This is a genomic window from Bacillus basilensis (assembly GCF_050630465.1).
Lineage (GTDB): Bacteria > Bacillota > Bacilli > Bacillales > Bacillaceae_G > Bacillus_A > Bacillus_A basilensis.
Window position 1 is genome coordinate 116896 of record NZ_JBNTQO010000006.1, and the last position, 16498, is coordinate 133393.

Annotated in this window: 14 protein-coding genes; 6 read left to right on the plus strand and 8 right to left on the minus strand. The window is 34.5% G+C overall.

The features are described from left to right. The first annotated feature begins 468 nt into the window (after positions 1–468). On the plus strand, positions 469–2088 hold the full coding sequence (locus ACQVV1_RS14725) for an L-lactate permease (RefSeq protein WP_431169034.1): 1620 nt from the start codon (positions 469–471) through the stop codon (positions 2086–2088). A 40-nt stretch (positions 2089–2128) separates the two neighbouring features. On the opposite strand, the gene aspA is transcribed toward ACQVV1_RS14725, so the two are convergent. The 3 genes from aspA to gloA2 all read right to left on the minus strand — a co-directional run bounded on the left by aspA (position 2129) and on the right by gloA2 (position 5517). Further along, positions 2129–3562, minus strand: coding sequence for an aspartate ammonia-lyase (gene aspA / locus ACQVV1_RS14730; protein ID WP_242255429.1), 1434 nt, complete (start codon positions 3560–3562; stop codon positions 2129–2131). A 162-nt stretch (positions 3563–3724) separates the two neighbouring features. Continuing rightward, positions 3725–5023 carry a hemolysin family protein gene (locus ACQVV1_RS14735; protein WP_242255431.1) on the minus strand — a complete coding sequence of 433 codons (1299 nt, stop codon included), beginning with the start codon at positions 5021–5023 and terminating at the stop codon, positions 3725–3727. 107 nt (positions 5024–5130) lie between these two features. Further along, complete coding sequence (gene gloA2 / locus ACQVV1_RS14740; RefSeq protein WP_431169035.1) at positions 5131–5517, minus strand: SMU1112c/YaeR family gloxylase I-like metalloprotein; 387 nt, start codon at positions 5515–5517, stop codon at positions 5131–5133. A 91-nt stretch (positions 5518–5608) separates the two neighbouring features. Here gloA2 and ACQVV1_RS14745 point away from each other — a divergent pair, with 91 nt between their 5' ends. From ACQVV1_RS14745 to ACQVV1_RS14755, 3 genes are all read left to right on the plus strand, one after another. Next, positions 5609–6787, plus strand: a complete 1179-nt coding sequence (locus ACQVV1_RS14745; protein WP_242255435.1) for a NupC/NupG family nucleoside CNT transporter — start codon at positions 5609–5611, stop codon at positions 6785–6787. Positions 6788–7119: 332 nt separating this feature from the next. Then, complete coding sequence (locus tag ACQVV1_RS14750) at positions 7120–8136, plus strand: LCP family protein (protein ID WP_431169036.1); 1017 nt, start codon at positions 7120–7122, stop codon at positions 8134–8136. A gap of 234 nt (positions 8137–8370) precedes the next feature. Then, positions 8371–9633 carry a VanW family protein gene (locus tag ACQVV1_RS14755; protein WP_431169037.1) on the plus strand — a complete coding sequence of 421 codons (1263 nt, stop codon included), beginning with the start codon at positions 8371–8373 and terminating at the stop codon, positions 9631–9633. Positions 9634–9666: 33 nt separating this feature from the next. On the opposite strand, the gene ACQVV1_RS14760 is transcribed toward ACQVV1_RS14755, so the two are convergent. Together ACQVV1_RS14760 and ACQVV1_RS14765 are read right to left on the minus strand one after the other, a co-directional pair. Further along, positions 9667–9939: a hypothetical protein gene (locus ACQVV1_RS14760; RefSeq protein WP_431169038.1), complete on the minus strand. Its 273-nt coding sequence runs from the start codon at positions 9937–9939 to the stop codon at positions 9667–9669. Between the two features lie 14 nt (positions 9940–9953). Beyond that, positions 9954–10472: an RNase A-like domain-containing lipoprotein gene (locus tag ACQVV1_RS14765; protein WP_000822712.1), complete on the minus strand. Its 519-nt coding sequence runs from the start codon at positions 10470–10472 to the stop codon at positions 9954–9956. A 400-nt stretch (positions 10473–10872) separates the two neighbouring features. On the opposite strand from ACQVV1_RS14765, the gene ACQVV1_RS14770 reads away from it, so the two are divergent. Next, a complete protein-coding gene (locus tag ACQVV1_RS14770) occupies positions 10873–11421 on the plus strand; it encodes a TVP38/TMEM64 family protein (protein ID WP_063225167.1) in 549 nt (182 codons plus the stop codon). A gap of 62 nt (positions 11422–11483) precedes the next feature. Here ACQVV1_RS14770 and ACQVV1_RS14775 read toward each other — a convergent pair whose 3' ends face one another. From ACQVV1_RS14775 to ACQVV1_RS14785, 3 genes are all read right to left on the minus strand, one after another. Then, positions 11484–13184 carry a M4 family metallopeptidase gene (locus ACQVV1_RS14775; protein WP_242255439.1) on the minus strand — a complete coding sequence of 567 codons (1701 nt, stop codon included), beginning with the start codon at positions 13182–13184 and terminating at the stop codon, positions 11484–11486. Between the two features lie 168 nt (positions 13185–13352). Further along, positions 13353–13481, minus strand: coding sequence for an NprX family peptide pheromone (locus tag ACQVV1_RS14780; RefSeq protein WP_141439183.1), 129 nt, complete (start codon positions 13479–13481; stop codon positions 13353–13355). A gap of 1 nt (position 13482) precedes the next feature. Beyond that, entirely contained in the window at positions 13483–14754 is a 1272-nt protein-coding gene (locus ACQVV1_RS14785) for a tetratricopeptide repeat protein (protein ID WP_431169039.1), read from the minus strand. A gap of 199 nt (positions 14755–14953) precedes the next feature. Here ACQVV1_RS14785 and ACQVV1_RS14790 point away from each other — a divergent pair, with 199 nt between their 5' ends. After that, on the plus strand, positions 14954–16417 hold the full coding sequence (locus ACQVV1_RS14790; protein WP_431169040.1) for a nicotinate phosphoribosyltransferase: 1464 nt from the start codon (positions 14954–14956) through the stop codon (positions 16415–16417). The last annotated feature ends 81 nt before the right edge of the window (positions 16418–16498 follow it).

Here is a 16498-nt window from a genome sequence, read left to right on the forward strand (position 1 = left end):
ATTTTTAACCTCTTTGTTACACTAAAAGGAATTTTCAGTAAAAAGAGCTAATGTAATATTAAAAATTGACTTATTGTTTTTTTAATTATTATCGTAATCACTTGGACTGTTATTCGAGACTTCTTATTAAAGATACATGATTTCCCTTTCCAACTAGATCAAATGGGATAAGCATGTCACGCCTATCAAATCTTAAGTATTCCAACACCCTATATACTCGATACCAAGACATCAGCTAATAAAAAGAATATGTAAATAATTTATACAATGCACTCAAATAAACTTGAGTGCGCTTTTTGTCTACTTTATGAACAAAGTATTTCTTTTAATACTATTATGGAATAATTATACTTTTTTACGTTGACAATAGTGTTGAAGGAGAATATACTAAGCATGTAAGTTGATTGTGAATTGTTTCACAAATAATGTGAATTTATTCACATAAAATAGATAGGAGTTGTCATCATTATGAGTACTTGGACACAAATTTATGACCCCTTAAACAATATTTGGTTATCTGCTCTAATTGCAGCACTTCCAATTTTTTGCTTCATTATTTGTTTAGTGGGATTCAAAATGAAAGGTTACATGGCTGGTCTTTACAGTGTAATTGTTGCTATTATTCTTGCTATATTTGTTTATAAAATGCCTACAACTGCAGCAGTAGCATCTGCCGGATTTGGTGTTTTATCTGGATTTTATCCAATTTGTACTATCGTTATCGCAGCTATCTTCCTTTACAAATTAACTGTTAAAACAGAACAATTCAATGTCATTCGTGATAGCATTTCAAGTATTACAAATGATCAACGTTTACAAGTATTATTAATCGCTTATTCTTTCGGCGCTTTCTTAGAAGGCGCAGCTGGTTTCGGTGTTCCGGTTGCTATTACAGCTGCATTACTTGTAGGTATGGGCTTTAATCCATTAAAAGCAGCGGGTATTTGCTTAGTAGCTAATATCGCTGGTGGTGCTATGGGGGCTATGGGTATTCCAGTTACAGTACCTGCACAATTAACTGAGCTAGATGCATTAACTATCGGTCGTCAAACTGTTCTTATTTTACCATTCATTAGTATTGTATTACCTTTCTTACTTGTTTCAATGGTCGATGGAATTAAAGGTATTAAAGAAACTTGGCAAGGTATTCTTGTAAGTGGTGTTTCTTTCGCAATTACTCAGTTCGTTGTAACTTACTTCTTAGGCGCTGAACTTACTAATATTTTCGCAGCAGTCATAAGTATGGTCGCTCTTGCATTATTCTTACGTGTTTGGCAACCAAAATCTTCTGCTAAAGAAGAAAAACAAGAAGAAAAAGAATCTCATACATTCAATCAAATTTTATATGCTTGGTCTCCATTCGTATTCTTAACTGCATTTGTAACAATCTTTAATTTAAAACCAATTAAAGCTTTATTTGCTCCGGATGGTCCATTAGCAAACTTAGTATTTAACATTCAATTCCCTGGTCTTCATAATCAAGTTATAAAAACTGCACCAATCACAAAAGCTGATACACCTTTCGCAGCGATTTTCAAACTAGATGTATTCTCTTCTACAACTACTGCGATTGTATTAGCAATTATCGTTTCACTTATCGTCTACCGTGTAAACGGCAAAATGATTAAAGAATTAATGATTGAAACAATAAAAGAATTAAAGGTTCCAGTATATACAATTTGTAGCGTTATCGCTTTAGCTTACGTAGAGAACTACTCTGGTATGTCATCTACACTTGGACTTGCATTCTCTTCTACTGGAAATGCATTCCCTATTCTTTCTCCAATCTTAGGATGGATTGGCGTATTCATTACTGGTTCAGTAGTATCTAGTGGTTCACTATTCGCACCACTTCAAGCAGTAACTGCCGATCAATTAAACATTGTTCCATCTACTCTCGTTTCATTAAACGTAGTTGGTGGCACAATAGCAAAAATGGTTTCACCACAATCTGTAGCAGTTGCTTGTGCGGCAGTTGGACTAGTTGGTAAAGAATCTGCTCTATTTAAAACAGTGATGAAATATAGTTTAATCTTCTTAGCTATTATTAGCTTACTTCAATTAAATGCTGTATTTAATATCTTTTAAAAATAAAACACCGATCCAAATGGATCGGTGTTTTTTCACATTACATCTTCTTATTCTTTAGTAAAGAAGCTCCAGCAATTTCAGGATGCGTCATTTCGAATGGATCTAAAATAATATCCAATTCTTCTTCTGTCAGTACACCATGCTCTAAACATAGCTCCCTAACAGATTTTCCTGTTTCAATCGCTTCACGTGCAATACGAGATGCTGCTTCATAACCAATATGAGGGTTAACTGCTGTAATAATTCCAACACTTTTCTCAACATATTGCTTCAGCAATTCTTCATTTGCTGTAATTCCTTTAATACAATATTCACGGAATACACGGAATCCGTTATTCATAATACTAATAGATTGAATTAAATTAAACACGAGTACAGGCTCCATTACGTTTAACTCTAATTGTCCTGCTTCTGATGCTAAGCAAATTGTATGATCATTACCAATTACTTGGAAAGCAACTTGATTAATTACTTCTGCCATAACAGGATTTACTTTACCTGGCATAATAGATGAACCTGGTTGACGAGCTGGTAATTGAATTTCCGCCAATCCAACACGTGGACCAGATGCCATAATACGAAGGTCATTCGCAATTTTAGACATATTCATCATACATACTTTTAATGCCGCAGATACTTCTGTGTATGCATCTGTGTTTTGCGTTGCATCAACTAAATGCTCTGCACCAACAAGTGGGAATCCGCTAAATGTACGCAAGTGTTTAACCACTTGTTCAATGTACGTAGGGTTTGCATTTAATCCCGTACCAACAGCTGTCGCCCCCATGTTCACTTCATATAAATGTTGGCGAGACTGTTTAATTCTTTTTATGTCACGCGCAAGCACTCGGCTATACGCTTCAAATTCTTGTCCAAGACGAATCGGAACAGCATCTTGTAAATGTGTACGCCCCATTTTAATGACGTGATCGAACTCTTTTGCTTTTGTACGGAAAGCAGAATGAAGTTCTTCCATTGTAATAAGAAGTTCTTCTAACATCATAAGAGTTGCAATATGAATTCCCGTTGGAAACGCATCATTCGTCGATTGAGCCATGTTCACATGCGTGTTCGGGCTAATTTTTGCATACTCGCCTTTTTCATATCCCATACGTTCTAATGCTCGATTAGCGATTACTTCATTTGTATTCATATTAATAGAAGTTCCAGCACCGCCTTGAATTGGATCCACAATAAATTGATCATGGAACTTTCCATCAACAATCTCTTGCGCTGCCTCTGCAATTTCATGTCCAATGTCTTTCGCTAAGTAACCAGTATCCATATTTGCAAGTGCTGCCGCTTTTTTCACAATTGCCATTGCCGTAATGAGTGACGGATGAATGCGATATCCTGTAATCGGGAAGTTTTCTACAGCACGTAATGTTTGTACACCGTAATAAGCTATACTTGGTACTTCTTTTTCGCCTAAAAAATCTTTTTCTATACGTATATCCTTCGTTGCTATCATTTTCATCACCTATACTTTTCATTCTAAATCCCTATCTAAAAAATTCGCCCTCTAAAAATACGAGTATCATCCAGAAGAATTTTTCAGTATCCACCTTCACTATATAGCACCTCTTTTGAAAGCGCAAACATTTAATTTTCTATATATAACTTTTATAGAAAATCATTCTTCTCCCTTCTTTATTTCTACTCGTTTAATTTGATGCATATCTTTTTCCAGAACTTTAAAAGAAAAGCCATGTTTCTCAATAATATCTCCTTCAGCAACGATTTGCTTTTGTACCATAATCCAGCCACCAATTGTATCTACATCATCAGCGATTAAGTGAATGCCAAATAAATCATTCACTTCACTAATAAGCACTTTTCCTTCTACAATTTTACACCCTTCACTTATATGCTCTATAGGCGGGTGTTCATCTTCATCGTATTCATCTCGGATTTCTCCAACAATTTCTTCTAAAATATCTTCTAATGTAACAATCCCTGCTGTACCTCCATATTCATCATACAACACAGCTAATGGAATGTGTTTTCTTTGCATTTGCAATAGCAAATCATGTATAGGAATATTTTCTAGCACTTCAATAACTGGTCTTGTATATGGCGTAATCGAGCATTCCTCCTCTCGATTACCATCCATATAACGAATAAATAAATCCTTTACATTAACCATCCCAATGATTTCATCTTTATCTTCACCGAATACAGGATACCTCGTATATTTTTCTTGTGCGATTATTTTAATATGTGTTTCAAATGGTTCGTCCTCATATAAACCTACAATTTCCGTACGCGGCACCATAATTTCCTTTGCTACTCTATTATCAAATTCAAAAATGTTATTTACATATTTAAATTCCCTTTGATTAATCTCTCCGCTCTCATAACTCTCAGATAAGATTAATCGTAATTCTTCTTCTGAATGAGCTACTTCATGTTCAGAAGCTGGATGTAAACCAAATAATCCGGTTACAAGCCTTGCCGAACCATTTAAAGCCCAAATAAACGGATACATTACACGGTAAAAGTAAATAAGTGGCTTCGATAATAATAAGCTAACTTGCTCCGCTCTTTGTATGGCGAACGTCTTTGGAGCAAGTTCACCAATAACAACATGTAAAAACGTAATAACTGCAAATGCAATAATAAATGAAACGGTACTTGCAATTGCAGGAGATAAGTGTAGTTTTAAAAACAACGGCTCAAGTAAATGTTTTATAGTCGGCTCGCCTAACCACCCAAGCCCTAAAGCAGTAATTGTAATACCTAACTGACATGCTGATAAATACTCATCTAAGTTCGAAGTTACTTTTTTCGCTGCCAATGCTCCTCGTCGTTTTTCACTAACGAGTTGATCAATACGACTGCTACGCACCTTAATAATTGCAAACTCAACAGCTACAAAAAAACCTGTTAATCCAATAAGGACGGCTACCATCAGTAATTTTAAAATATCCACATATACCCTTTAGCTTTCTTAGCTAAAGTTACACCTCCTTTTAAAAAGAAGTTTCACTTTAGTTTCTTCATTTACTCAAAAGCAACCCTATATAAAATTCACCAATTTCAAACCTCATACAATTCTAAAGGTAGACCGTCAGGGTCTTGGAAAAAAACAAATTTTTTTCCAGTTATCTCATCAATACGTATCGCCTCAGTTTCAACGCCACATTGACTTAAATGTTGCACAGCTTCTTCTATATTTGTAACAGCAAATGCTAAATGTCTAAGTCCAGCTGCCTCTGGGAAACTTGGCCGCTTCGGCGGATTTGGAAATGAAAATAATTCAATTTGATACTCTTGTCCTATACATAAATCTAACTTATAAGAATCTCTTTCCTTTCTATATACTTCATTTATCGCTTTAAAACCTAATATCCTAGTATAAAAATCCTTTGACACTTCATAATTCGAACAAATAATTGCAACGTGATGCACTTTACTTATATTCATGACTTCTCTATTCCTTTCTTTACCAAAGATGCATATTCTCCCTTGAAATGAAAAACATATATAGCAGAATATCTCTTTTAGGGGGCTTACTATGAAATTTATTACCTTTTTCGTGGGACTTATCGTTGTTTTCTTCCTTGCTTATATCGCTAGCAATAATAAGAAACATATTAAATTTAAACCAATTTTCATCATGCTTATTATACAGTTAATTTTAACTTATTTATTATTAAATACAGAAATCGGCCTCATACTTATTCGAGTCATTTCCAGTCTGTTTACAAAGCTACTTGAGTATGCTGCTGATGGTATAAACTTCGTATTTGGCGGTCTTGCCAATAAAGGTGAAATGCCATTTTTCCTTACTGTCTTATTACCAATTGTCTTCATTTCCGTCTTAATTGGTATACTACAACATTTCAAAATACTACCATTTTTCATTCGTTGGATCGGTTACTTCCTCAGTAAAATAAATGGTCTTGGGAAATTAGAATCTTATAATGCTATCGCATCTGCCATTGTCGGCCAATCAGAAGTTTTTATTACGGTAAAAAAACAATTAGCTCAAATTCCGAAACACCGTCTTTATACACTTTGTGCATCTGCCATGTCAACCGTATCTATGTCTATTGTAGGTGCCTATATGACAATGATTGAACCTAAATATGTAGTAACCGCACTCGTTCTCAATTTATTTAGTGGTTTTATTATCGTACTCATCATTAACCCTTACGACGTTAAAGATGACGAAGATATTTTAGAGATTAAAGGCGAAAAGCAAAGCTTTTTTGAAATGCTTGGAGAATACATTCTAGATGGCTTTCGCGTAGCCATCGTTGTCGGCGCTATGCTCATCGGATTCGTCGCATTAATTAGTTGCATTAATGACTTATTCCTCATTATATTCGACATTACTTTCCAACAATTAATCGGCTACGTATTTGCACCTATTGCATTCCTTATCGGTGTACCAAGTTCTGAAATTGTCGCGGCTGGTAGCATTATGGCAACGAAGCTTGTAACAAATGAATTCGTTGCCATGATGGATCTTAGCAAAATTTCCAGTACTCTCTCTACCCGTACGATTGGTATCATTTCTGTGTTCCTCGTTTCTTTTGCCAACTTTTCTTCCATTGGAATTATTTCAGGTGCGGTAAAAGGATTAAACGAAGAACAAGGCAATGTCGTTGCTCGCTTCGGCCTAAAATTACTGTATGGAGCCACTCTCGTTAGTATTTTATCTGCAATTATCGTAAGCATTATGTTGTAATTAGGTAAAATTTTATCATTTTCTTATCCCTATCTTTTGTATACAATAACGAATAGATGTCTTATAAAGTGAAACTTTAATCAGAGCGGGATTTCCCCTTCTGATTATTAGTTGAACCAATCGGGTATTAACGGGCAGTTATCTCCCGCCTAACTTCCTTGCATTCGCTGGACTTTGAGGTGGGAGTTTTACTGCCCGTTAATACGGGATAAATAATCAAGACATCTATTTTTTATACATGTACAATCGCTTTTATTTAGCGTACAATATTTTTTATGTGTTTGAATGCGCTTCTAAGATGTATACACTTTGATAGTTTTAAAGGAGAAAAAATGATGAAATCCGATATGAACAAAGATACTCGAGCCAAAAAAGGACACTCAAAGAAAAAACACCTACTTTGGTTCCTTCTTATTCCATTACTGATTATAGCACTTGGAGCAGGAGGCTACTCCTTCCATATATACAGTAAAGCAAAATCAATTTTAAGTAATGCCTATTCTGAACTTGGTCGCGGAGATAAATCCAGCAAACGTGAAAAAGCCGTTAAACCTATGACTGATAACATTTCCGTACTTATTATGGGTGTTGATGAAAGTGATATTAGGGACAAGAATTATGGGAAAGCAACTCGTACAGATGCACTATTACTTGCAACAATTAATAAAAACGATAAATCTGTTAAGCTTGTCAGTATTCCACGTGACTCACGTGTCTATATTAAATCACGTGATAAATACGATAAAATTACACATGCGCACGTATTCGGTGGTGTAGACAGTACAATTGATACAGTTGAGAATTTTTTAGACGTTCCGGTTGATTACTATGTAAAATTCAACTTTAAATCCTTTATCAAAATTGTTGATTCCCTTGGTGGTATTACTGTATATGTTCCAGTGGAGTTTACAGAACAAAATAGTAAAGATGAAGCAGAAGCAATTCACCTTAAAAAAGGACGTCAACATTTAAACGGAGAAGAAGCACTAGCACTAGCGAGAACTCGTCATATCGATAGTGATTATATGCGCGGTCAACGACAACAGCTTGTTTTAGAAGCTATTGCTGAAAAGGCATTATCGCTTAATTCCATTAATAAAATTGGTGGTCTATTAGACGCTGTTGATAAAGACTTAAAAACAAATTTAACTTTTGATGATATGATGACAATTGCCAAAAATTCAATGGGTTCAGACTTAAAAATGGACAAATTGCAAGTAGAAGGTATTGATAAATATATAGGCGGTATTTATTATTACGTTCCAAACGAAAAAAGCGTCAATAATATATCGACAACACTTCAAGAACATCTCGGTGTTACGAATAAAAATCAACATAAAAAATTATAATAAAAAGGCTGCTAGATCTTTCTAGACAGCCTTTTTATTATAATTTTCAACATATTTCTCATGCATATTGTGACAAAAAGAGACAATTATTACATCAGTGTAACAATTTTTATAAAAACATTACACGCGTAGTGAAAATAATAGTATACTAGTACGTACATAATGTTATTTTCATCATTTTTATACAAAAAATGTAATACATATATTTATACAAAAATTTCTGGGGGGAAATAAATGAAGCTAGGTAAAATACTGATCGGTTCTGCAATTGCTGGGGGCATATTACTTTGTGTAGGCGGTGTTAGTGGATATCAATATGTATCCAAACTAAATAATCAATTAGATACTACTGCATTACCAAATACTACATTTGAAGGTATTTCTCTCGATGGAAAAAATAAAAAAGATATTCAAGCAATTATTAATCAAAAGATAACTGAATTAGATCAAAAATCTCTTACCTACATATTCCAAAATGATAAACAAACTTACACATGGAAAGATTTAGGGATAAATTATAAAGAAAAAGATATTATCGACAAGATCTTTAAAGAACAAGAAGGAAACGCAATGAATCGTTACAAAATGCGGAAGCAGGCTGGAAACGGTGAATTGAAACGCGACTATAAATTAACACCTCAATTAAATACAACTACCTACGAAAGCTTTATGAAGGATAAATATAATGAAACATTAAAAAATCCTGTTAATGCAGAATTAAGTATTGAAGGCGCTACAGTAAATATTAGCCAAAGTCAAAATGGAGAAAAAATTGATAAAGGCAAGTTAACCGATTTAACGAAACAGGCCATTACTTCTGGTACATCTGACGTTACGTTGCCAGTTACACTATTAAAACCTGAACGTTCTACAGAAGATATACAGAAAATGGGGATTAAAGAAGTAATCGCTGAATATTCGACTCCAATGGCTGGTCGTAACGGGAATCAATCCTTCAACGTAAATAAGTCGGCTAATACTTTAAGTGGCGTTATTGTCGCACCTGATGAAACGTTTAGTTTTAATGGTCGCGTCGGCGTAACTGATGCTGCACATGGTTATAAATCCGCAGCTGTATATTCACAAGGTAAGGTTATACAAAGTGCTGGCGGAGGCGTTTGCCAAGTTAGTAGTACTTTATATAGCGCAGCTTTAAGGGCAGATCTAGGAATTGTTTCTCGAAGCAATCATTCTATGCCTGTAAATTATTTACCACTTGGGCAAGATGCAGCAGTAGCAGATTATGGTCCAGATTTAAAATTTAAAAACAATACAGGCAATCATATTTATATTCAAGCATTTTCAAATGGAGGTAGTATTACTACACGCATTTTCGGTACCAATACTGGTAAAAATGTTGAAGTTTCTTCTCAAGTAGTTAGTAGGACTGGTGATAAAATAACAGCCGTTACGTATAAAAAAGTAACACAAAACGGTGAAGTAGTATCTAATGGACAAATTTCAAAAAGCGTATATAAAAGCGCTCCAACACAATGAGGTACCATCAAACCAAAAAAAGGCGTGATCTACTCACGCCTTTTTCTTTTGCAATAATAATAAAAAGGTTGCAAGATGGTCTTTCGTTTCTTCTAAAGACCACATACGATTTCCTTGCTTCGCAACTAATACGCACGCCTCTTCCCAAGCGTTCTTTTTCTTCATATATAATAATTCATCGCGTAATTTCAAAACAATTTCTTCGTCTTCTTGCTCTATAAATTCTTCCATCACGCCTACTATTTCCTCTTCATGGATACTTAACGTGCAGTACGATTTGAGAAAATATTGTAATGTCGTATACATATTTACTCCCCCTTCTATTTATCAGATGGATAAGAAGTAATAATCTTATATCCTAAATCTCCTGACTTATCTCTCGCTAAAACAGTAACAGTTTTTACTAACTTGTCTTTTACATTCATATTTTTCTTTATTACCGTTTTACCAACCGGGAATGAATGAGTTGTATTTAATACGAGACGAGCCTCTTTAGAATTTTTCAACCAATCTTGAATTTCCTTATCATGCTGCTTCAAACTATCTTTTACAGCTTTCGTCGCTGTTTCCTTATCATAGTATGTACTTGCCGCTGATACTTTATCTGTCTTCAAGCGATTCTTCAAATCCTCTTCTGATTTGCCTACATGTCTTTCAATTGTATGACCATTTTTAGGCGGCCCTTCCATTTCATCTAAAATATTATCACTAATTTTTTCTACTGATGTCGATTGATTCCCTGTTTGTTTCTCTGTTTTTTGTTCTTTTCCTGCACATCCACTTAAGATCAGCATTAATGCCAATAAACTACTCAAGAAAAGACTACTTATTCGTTTCATCATATCACCTCTTTCATGATTATTATCGTAACTTCACTAAAAGTCAATTTCACAACAAAAAAACAAACACATTTTTAAAATTCCTCATCTATTTGCCATATTACCACCCTAGTTTCATTAAATCGCTATTTTCGACCCCCTCCATAAATATACCCCTATATTTTTATGATTATTTCCCAAGTTAAACTACCCATAAAAAAACACCGAATAAACCCTTTAAATAAAGGATTTATTCGGTGTTTTTTAATCTAGAAAAATATACCCCTACTTTCATATACCTAATACCCATATGAGGTATATGAAAGTAATTTTATCAACGTTTTCTACATTATGTAAATTTCCACTTGCCTACACAACAGAAATATGGTGTAATGCAAAAAAAGATAAAGGATTTTAAACAATGGCTGAAACAATTCAAAACTTCTTAACAGACTATTATTCAATTGCAATTCCACTTAGTATCTTAATTAACATCATCATCAGTCTTTTAGGTTTTATCCCTAGTATTTTTTTGACGGCTATTAACATACAACTCTTCGGTGTAACAAACGGAACCATTATTTCGATCGCAGGTGAGGCATTAGGAGCTATTATCTCGTTTTATATTTATCGTATAGGCCTTCAGAAATTCACTCACAGTAAAGTAAATAAGTATCCAAGGGTAGAGCGCCTCCTTTATGTAAAAGGTAGAGAGGCCTTTCTACTTGTCCTATCGTTCCGATTGATACCTTTCATCCCATCCAGCATCGTTACTTTATTTGCAGCTCTAGGTAAAATGTCATTACTATCCTTCAGTATTGCCAGTACAATAGGTAAAATACCGGCTTTATTGATTGAAGTATATTCGGCATATCATGTTATCAATGGAACAAATGAAGCGAAGTGGATTGTAACCATTGCAGGCGCTATTGGGTTGTTTTATTTGTGGAAAAAATGGAGAAAAAAATAAAGAAGGAGCCTATGCTCCTTCTTTATTTTTGAGGTATTTTATTATAACTATCCCTTAAAGCCTTAGTTTACGCCAACAGCACTATATGATTGCTTAACTGCTGCTACTTCTGCAGAGCTAGCACCATATAAGTCAGCTGCAGCTTGTACTAATCCAGCACGAGCTTGACTAAAAGTAGTAGATTGCGTGAAATATTGCGTATTTGCACGGTAATAAATCGCTCCTACTTTATCTTTACCAATACCGTTTACAGTAACACCGTAATGCGTACCACCATTCGCTAATAAATAAGCTGCTTTGTTAATAATACCGCTATTTGTATGAACGCCACCGTTATCACCAGTGCCAGTGTAACGCTTAGAATAATGATCTGGATCACCATATTTCGTTGGATCACTCATAGAGCGAAGTGCATCTCCTGCTTTACCAGGCGTATAAATATCTTCACCAATTTCCCAATCCGGGTTACGGTTATCATAATACTCTACTAATGTACCAAAAACATCTGAAATAGCTTCATTTAATGCTCCTGATTCATTTTGATAAATTAAATCTGAGCTATACTCTGTAACAGCATGTGTTAATTCATGACCAATTACATCAATTCCACCAGACAATGAAGTGAATGTTACACCATCACCATCTCCGTATACCATTTGAGAGCCATTCCAGAATGCATTATTATATCTACTTCCATAATGAACTGTTGATTTTAATGGTGCTCCTGCATCATTAATAGAGTTTCTATTAAATGTAGCTTTATAGTAATCATATGTTTTACCCGCATAGTAATGAGCATCTACTGCTGCTGCATCATACGCTGCATTGAAAACATTATCTGCATCTACCCATAATGTTCCCGGTAATGTAGTACGGTTTTTCGCATCATATGTGAAAATCGTTGCTCCGCGCGTATTATCTTGTAAATAGTAAGATGATGCAGATAACGTTGTATTAAGTGACTTCGTATCTCCTAATACACCTTTACCAGTACCCACTGCATTTGTTCCTGTTACAGGCTTTACAACCGGTTTCGCTTCTTGTTTAGGTGCCTCTTGCTTAACTGGTGACTTATCTTCATTTGCTACATGATCCAATTTATTATATTTATTTAATACTTTACCGCTGTCTGCTTCAATGAAATAGTAGTAGTTTCCTGGGCTTGGCTCTAAGAAGTTTAGATTCACAACGTATGCATATGTTGTTTCCTCACCGTTTTGATATACATATAAGTCCGCTTTTGGTTCTACCTCATATTTAGGTGTTACACCTAAATCTTTTTGCGCAATTTCAATTGCTTTTGCGCCTTCAATCTTATTTTTATTTTTCAACTTTTCTTTTTTGTCTAAATCAGGTGCAACTGTTCCAGACAATACTTTCAAAGAACCATCTTTACTTACGTGAGCTACTTGCGTAGAACCCCATACAGGTACTCCTTCATATACTTGTTGCATACGTACTACTGTTGAATCAGTTACACCATCTTTTTTCACTTGTTTCACTTTGAAAGAATCTTGCGCACTCTTTTCCCCTAACTTGTAATCACCTTTTGCTGCGTTTAAGTAATCAAACACAACAGATTCTGCTTTCTTACCAGTTGCCCCAGTTAAATCACCAGAAATAAACTCAGGTGACTGTACCGTCTCATTGTACTTCTTCGTAGAGAGCACATTTTTAGAATCCGCAAATGCAGATCCTGCCCCTCCAAACGTTGTAACTGCCATTCCTGTCGCTAACACTAACGCTAAACTTTTCTTTTTCATGAATCTTCCCCCTAATAAATTATTTTTTTGAAAAAGAGTAGTTTCATATTAGCATTATGTTTTCACTATTAATATACTAAAAATTCAAATAATTATTTTCTCAAGTATTGTAGAATTTTGGAGAACAAATATTGAAAAAACCCCTTTCCTGTTGGAAAGGGGTTTTTATTACGATTCAATTGTTTCAACTACTTGTGTTCCTTGCGTTAAAACATCTGGCCTTGACGAATATTGTTCAATAAACTGTGTCAAAAACACAACTCCAATAACAAGTCCTAAAAACATCACTTTTTTCATATTATTTCTCCTCCCCTTTTTCTAGTAACGAAATAGTTTTTTTATAATAACGACTACTCTCTTCGAAATTACGGATCCCTTCGAAATAATTCGCAATTTCTAAATACACTTGCTTCAAATAGATTAAATTACCTTCACTTTTAAAAAATGGTATAGCCTCTAATTCTAGAAATTTCTTATATTCATCCGATGTACGGAAATATTTATATTGTAAAATAATTAATAAATATAATGCCCTTTTATACTTTTCTTGTCGCTGAGCAATAGAAATACCTTTTTCTATCCACTGGTTCGCCTCATCCATTTGTTTTAAGTGAATACACTGTAATGCTGTATGATATAAAGTATCTAAGTAATTATCATCTTCATGTTGATGATATTGCAAACTTTTCAAATAAAATTCCTTAGCCTTTTCGTATTGTTGTTGGTTACCGTAGACTTCTGCAATATTACTTAATGCGATACTCATAATTGCCTCATTTTCAGAAAATGAACTCGCTTCACGTAAAATGCTATTGTACATATCCAAAGCCTCTTTGTACTGTCCTTGCCTTACAAAACAAATCGCTATAATAAATTGACAGTTTATCACATTACGGAATTTATACTCATTACGGAATCCCTCTATTGCAATGTTAGCAAAATGCAGAGCTTTATACGGATTTTCTAAATGACTATATGCTAATGCTAAATTATAATAAATACCATTCTCATGATAATTTAGCCCTTTCGCCATTTTTTCCGTTTCAATTAAACTCTCTAATCCTATCTTCCATTTGTTTTGTAAACAATTCAATAACGCAACATTATATGTGAATAACATTTTTTGAAACTGAGATAATTTCTTATACCCTTTTTTTAATTTATTTAATCTTTCCGCTCCATTATCAATATCACGCTTAATCATAAGATAACGTACATATAATAGCTCATAATAATTCATAATTTCAAAATCAGTTACTTGCTCAATTTCTTCTTGTAAATCAGCATATATTTGCTCAATTCGTTCTCTTTCTAAATGGACGATAGCTTTATGCCAATCCTCCAGCTTCCCCTTCACATCTTCCTCTACATCCCTCAAATCCGTCACGGCAATTTCTAATCTTGCGCAGAGCAATTGTAGAATTTCTTCTGATGCTTCGATCTTTCCATTTTCGATTTTACTTAAGTATGAGACAGAACAAATGCCCTGACATAATTCTTCTTGTGTCATTTTTTGCTGTAGCCGTTTGTAAAAGACTTGTTTGCCTATTTTTTCTAATGTTTGTTGCATTGTCCTCCTCCATTCTCATTACCCCCATTACTCTAATAATACATAAAATCTTGAGAAATATAAATTGATAAATGTTAATTTTCTAAAAAATATGCATTATTTCATTTTTTTCCCTCTTGACTCTACTTCCATATCCATTCTTTGCTACGAGCGGTGAAAAATTGGTATACTATAACCAAATTATGGAGGTGGTTTCGCGATGACTTATTATAAAGACGATAGCTATGCCTTACATACAGATTTATATCAAATTAATATGGCTTATACATATTGGAAAGATGGTATTCATAATCGCCGCTCGGTGTTTGATTTATACTTTCGAAAACTTCCATTTGAGAACGGTTATGCTGTTTTTGCTGGTCTTGAAAAGATTGTAGAGTACATAGAAAACTTCAGCTTTACCGAAAGCGATATCGCTTATTTAGCAGAATTACAATTTGAAGAAGAATTCCTTCATTATTTACAAAATATGAAATTTACTGGGACGGTTCGAGGTATGCAAGAAGGTGAAGTTGTATTTAATAACGAGCCTTTATTACGTGTTGATGCACCGCTTGGCGAAGCGCAAATTATTGAAACTGCCCTGTTAAACATTGTGAATTACCAAACATTAATTGCAACAAAAGCAGCTCGTATGAAGCACGCTGCAAATAATGATGAACTTTTAGAGTTTGGCACAAGACGTGCCCATGAGTTCGATGCAGCCCTTTGGGGCACACGCGCTGCCTTTATTGGTGGTTTCTCCTCTACAAGCAACGTACGGGCTGGGAAACGCTTTGGAATACCTGTAGCCGGCACACATGCTCACTCTTTCGTTCAAGCGTATCGCGATGAATATGTTGCTTTCAAAAAATATGCTGAGACACATAAAAAGTGTGTGTTTCTTGTCGATACATACGACACTTTGAAATCTGGTGTTCCAAATGCAATTCGCGTTGCGAAAGAGTTTGAAGATCGTATCGATTTTTACGGCATTCGCCTTGATAGTGGGGATATGGCTTATTTATCTAAAAAAGCAAGAAAATTACTAGATGAAGCTGGGTTTACAAATACAAAAATTATTGCTTCTAGCGATTTAGATGAATACACAATTATGCACTTGAAATCTCAAGGAGCAAAAATTGATGTATGGGGCGTTGGAACAAAATTAATTACGTCCTTTGAGCAACCAGCGTTAGGGGCTGTTTATAAACTAGTTGCGATTGAAGATACTGATGGAAAATTAAATGATACAATTAAAATTTCATCTAACCCTGAAAAAATTACCACTCCAGGACTTAAGCGTATTTATCGCATTATCAATCGAGTGAACAATCATGCAGAAGGCGATTATATTGCATTAGATTCTGAAGAGCCAGGAAAAGAAGAACGTTTAAAAATGTTTCATCCTGTTCACACGTATATAAGTAAATTTGTAACAAACTTTGAAGCACGCGAACTGCATAAAGATATTTTCGTTAACGGTGAAAGAACATATGAATTACCTGGCATATTAGATATTCAAAAATATAATGAACAGAGTCTCGCATTATTTTGGGAAGAATATATGCGAACTTTAAATCCCGAAGAGTACCCTGTCGATCTAAGTCAAGAATGTTGGGATCATAAAATGAATTACATTCAAACTGTTCGAGAACAAGTTGAAAAAAATATACAAAAATAAAACAGAGAAGCTTCTCCTTCTCTGTTTTTTCAATACTATATGTATCTTTGTGGAAAATATATTAAGATAATAAGACAAATA

Bases quoted from the DNA above. Each gene is read 5' to 3' on its own strand.
- ACQVV1_RS14725 (WP_431169034.1), top strand. From the start codon at position 469: ATGAGTACTTGGACACAAATTTATGACCCCTTAAACAATATTTGGTTA.
- aspA (WP_242255429.1), bottom strand. From the start codon at position 3,562: ATGATAGCAACGAAGGATATACGTATAGAAAAAGATTTTTTAGGCGAA.
- gloA2 (WP_431169035.1), bottom strand. From the start codon at position 5,517: ATGAATATAAGTAAAGTGCATCACGTTGCAATTATTTGTTCGAATTAT.
- ACQVV1_RS14745 (WP_242255435.1), top strand. From the start codon at position 5,609: ATGAAATTTATTACCTTTTTCGTGGGACTTATCGTTGTTTTCTTCCTT.
- ACQVV1_RS14750 (WP_431169036.1), top strand. From the start codon at position 7,120: ATGATGAAATCCGATATGAACAAAGATACTCGAGCCAAAAAAGGACAC.
- ACQVV1_RS14755 (WP_431169037.1), top strand. From the start codon at position 8,371: ATGAAGCTAGGTAAAATACTGATCGGTTCTGCAATTGCTGGGGGCATA.
- ACQVV1_RS14760 (WP_431169038.1), bottom strand. From the start codon at position 9,939: ATGTATACGACATTACAATATTTTCTCAAATCGTACTGCACGTTAAGT.
- ACQVV1_RS14765 (WP_000822712.1), bottom strand. From the start codon at position 10,472: ATGAAACGAATAAGTAGTCTTTTCTTGAGTAGTTTATTGGCATTAATG.
- ACQVV1_RS14770 (WP_063225167.1), top strand. From the start codon at position 10,873: ATGGCTGAAACAATTCAAAACTTCTTAACAGACTATTATTCAATTGCA.
- ACQVV1_RS14775 (WP_242255439.1), bottom strand. From the start codon at position 13,184: ATGAAAAAGAAAAGTTTAGCGTTAGTGTTAGCGACAGGAATGGCAGTT.
- ACQVV1_RS14780 (WP_141439183.1), bottom strand. From the start codon at position 13,481: ATGAAAAAAGTGATGTTTTTAGGACTTGTTATTGGAGTTGTGTTTTTG.
- ACQVV1_RS14785 (WP_431169039.1), bottom strand. From the start codon at position 14,754: ATGCAACAAACATTAGAAAAAATAGGCAAACAAGTCTTTTACAAACGG.
- ACQVV1_RS14790 (WP_431169040.1), top strand. From the start codon at position 14,954: ATGACTTATTATAAAGACGATAGCTATGCCTTACATACAGATTTATAT.